Source organism: uncultured Mailhella sp. (genome assembly GCF_944324995.1).
Taxonomy (GTDB): Bacteria; Desulfobacterota; Desulfovibrionia; order Desulfovibrionales; family Desulfovibrionaceae; genus Mailhella.
In genome coordinates this window covers 1-3,264 of sequence record NZ_CALUYL010000044.1, presented here as the reverse complement: position 1 = coordinate 3,264, position 3,264 = coordinate 1, and the positions used below count along the sequence as shown (strand labels likewise).

Here is a 3,264-nt window from a genome sequence, read left to right as displayed (position 1 = left end):
GAACGCAGCGTCATCGTGGAAGCCGCCTCGCACATCCGCACCTTCCACGAGGCCCAGAAGGACAAATCCTGGTTCATCACCCGCGAAGACGGATCCATCCTCGGTCAGAAAATCGAACCCGTGGACCGCGCCGGTCTCTACGTGCCCGGCGGCAAGGGCGGCAACACCCCCCTCATCTCCTCCATGCTCATGGGCGCGATTCCCGCGCAGGTCGCAGGCGTGAAGGAAATCGCCGTGGTCACGCCCCCCCGCGCCGACGGCACCCTCAATCCCTACATGCTCGCCGCCGCCTACCTGCTCGACATCAATGAAGTCTATCGCGTGGGCGGCCCCTGGTCCATCGGCGCGCTCGCCTACGGCACCCAGGAAATCCGCCCCGTGGACGTCATCGCCGGCCCGGGCAACATCTTCGTCACCACCGCCAAGAAGCTCGTGCAGGGCAAGGTCGGCATCGACATGATCGCCGGTCCCAGCGAAATCCTCGTGCTCGCCGACGAAAGCGCCAATCCTGAATGGGTCGCCGCCGACATGCTCTCCCAGGCCGAACACGACAAGCTCGCCTCGGCCATTCTCATCACCACGAGCTCCCTGCTCGCCGATCGCGTTTCCGCCGCCCTCGACCGCCGCGTGGCCGAACTTCCCCGCGTCGACATCGCCCGCGCCTCCCTCGAAAACTGGGGAGCCATCATCCTCGTGCCCGACCTTTCCGTGGCCGTGGACATGGCCAACCGCATCGCCCCCGAACATATGGAACTCTGCACCGCTTCCCCCTGGGAAGTGCTGCCCGCCATCCGCCACGCCGGCGCCGTGTTCATGGGTCAGTATTCCCCCGAACCCGTGGGCGACTACTACGCAGGCCCCAATCACGTGCTTCCCACGCTCGGCACGGCCCGCCACTCCTCCGCGCTCAGCGTACAGACCTTCTCCAAGCGCACCAGCATAGTCGCGGCTTCGGCGCAGTTCACCAGCGCCCACGCCTCCTCCATCGCCCTGCTCGCCAGACTCGAAGGTCTGGAAGCTCACGCCCGTTCCGTGGAACTCCGCGGCTGATCCCGCCGCCCACCAACGCCCTTCACTCACGAGGTTTCCCCATGAAACAGCTTCCCTATCCCGTTATCACCACCACCGACCTTCCCGGCTTCAAGCTCCACTCCAAGGGCAAGGTCCGCGACATCTACGATATCGACGAAAACACCCTTCTGCTCGTCACCACCGACCGCATGTCCGCCTTCGACGTCATCCTCGGCGAACCCATTCCGTGGAAGGGCGTCATTCTGAACCAGCTCACCCTCTTCTGGATGAACAAGTTCGCCCACCTCATTCCCAACCACATCATCGAATCCGACGTGGACAAGTATCCGGCTTCGCTCCAGCCCTACCGCGATCAGCTCGTCGGCCGCTCCGTGCTCGCCAAAAAGGCCCAGCCCCTCAAGGCCGAATGCATCGTGCGCGGCTACATCGCCGGTTCCGGCTGGAAGTCCTACAAGAAGGACGGCACCCTCTGCGGCGTTCATCTGCCCGCAGGCCTGAAGGAATCCGACAAGCTGCCCGAAATCATGTTCACCCCCTCCACCAAGGGCGAAATGGGCACCCACGACGAAAACATCAGCCTCGAAAAGATGCGTGAAATCGTCGGCAAGGACCTCGCCGACAAGGCCGCCGAAACCTCCCTCGCCATCTACCGCGAAGCCTCGGAATACGCCGCCAGCCGCGGCATCATCATTGCCGACACCAAGTTTGAATTCGGCATCGTGGACGGGCAGCTCACCCTCATCGACGAAGTGCTCACCCCCGATTCCTCCCGCTTCTGGCCCGCCGACAGCTACGAACCCGGCCACAGCCAGCCCAGCTTCGACAAGCAGTACCTGCGCGACTGGCTCGAAACCCAGGTGTGGGACAAGACCCCTCCGGCTCCCGCCCTCACCCCCACCGTGCGCGACACCACCGCGGAAAAATACCAGGAAGCCTTCCGCCTCATCACCGGCCGCTCCCTGTAACCTCCCCCAGGCAACCATCAGAAAAGGAGAGGAATACCTATGATTCTTGAAGGAAAAAAGGCCGTCATCTTCGGCGTGGCCAATAAGCACAGCATCGCCTACGGCATCTCTTCCGCCTTCCACCGCGAAGGCGCTTCCCTGGCGTTCAGCTACCTCAACGACGCCCTCAAAAAACGCGTCGAACCCATTTCCGAAGAACTTTCCGGCGACTTCACCTTCCCCTGCGACGTCTCCAGCGACGAAGACATCGCCCGCTCCGCCGAACTCGTGAAGGAAAAGTGGGGCAAGGTGGACGTGCTCGTCCATTCCGTGGCCTTCGCTTCCAAAGACGACCTCAAGGGCCGCTACCTCGATACCTCCCGCGACGGCTTCAAGCTCGCCCTCGACGTCTCCGCCTACTCCCTCGTGGCCCTCTGCAAGGCCTTTGAACCCCTGCTCAACCCCGGCGCCTCCGTCATCTGCATGACCTACTACGGCTCCGAAAAAATGATCCCCAACTACAACGTGATGGGCGTCGCCAAGGCCGCCCTCGAAGCCTCCGTGCGCTACCTCGCCACCGACTTCGGACCCGTCAACGTCCGCGTCAACGCCATCAGCGCCGGCCCCATCCGTACCCTCGCGTCCTCCGGCATCTCCGACTTCCACCAGATCGGTGCCATGTTCGAAAAACGCGCCCCCCTCCACCGCCTCGTCACCATCGACGAAGTCGGCAACGCCGCCGCCTTCCTCGCCTCCGACCTCGCCTCCGGCGTCACCGGCGAAATCCTCTACGTCGACAACGGCTTCCAGAGCACCGCTCTGTAAGAGAGAAAAGGCAGAAAGGCAGAAAAGACAGGAAAGACAGGAAAGGCATCGGGGGAGATAATCTCCCCCGAACCCCCATAGTTTGCGGGACGAACCCTTGCGGGTCCGTCCCGCAGCATTTTTGGGTGTACGTGAAGATTTCCCCGCCTTCCTGACACATTCGAGCGCCCGGCGGCTGCCATCTTCCGTTTGCACAAGACACGCTGTACGGGCTGCATAGCTTGCACGACGGCGGCTGCGCTTAACGCCGGAAGTGAATTCCGGCTGCTTGCCGTCGTCGACGCGGGCTTCTGATGTCGCCCGCGTTCCCCAGAGCGTTGAGAGAACATTTTCCAGTCGGCATGGACGGCTCTCGACGTTTTCTCTCCAAAACATCTGGAAATCCTTTCCTTTGACACGACTGTCCGGCGCAGGCCGGACAGGAGTCGGCCACCGCAGGTGGGTCCGTGAGGACACACCTGCA

3 protein-coding genes are annotated in these 3,264 nt (G+C 62.8%); all 3 read left to right on the top strand.

Annotated elements, in window-relative coordinates:
* On the top strand, nucleotides 1-1,050 hold a 1,050-nt coding region (hisD, locus tag Q0K02_RS12340; protein ID WP_294489489.1), incomplete at its 5' end, for a histidinol dehydrogenase.
* Nucleotides 1,051-1,091: 41 nt separating this feature from the next.
* Entirely contained in the window at nucleotides 1,092-1,997 is a 906-nt protein-coding gene (locus Q0K02_RS12335; protein WP_294489487.1) for a phosphoribosylaminoimidazolesuccinocarboxamide synthase, read from the top strand.
* A gap of 39 nt (nucleotides 1,998-2,036) precedes the next feature.
* Entirely contained in the window at nucleotides 2,037-2,801 is a 765-nt protein-coding gene (locus Q0K02_RS12330) for an enoyl-ACP reductase (RefSeq protein ID WP_294489485.1), read from the top strand.
* Nucleotides 2,802-3,264: the final 463 nt, after the last annotated feature.

What these genes read in the sequence shown, in the direction of transcription:
- Q0K02_RS12335 (WP_294489487.1), top strand. Translation starts at nt 1,092, where the DNA reads ATGAAACAGCTTCCCTATCCCGTTATCACCACCACCGACCTTCCCGGC.
- Q0K02_RS12330 (WP_294489485.1), top strand. Translation starts at nt 2,037, where the DNA reads ATGATTCTTGAAGGAAAAAAGGCCGTCATCTTCGGCGTGGCCAATAAG.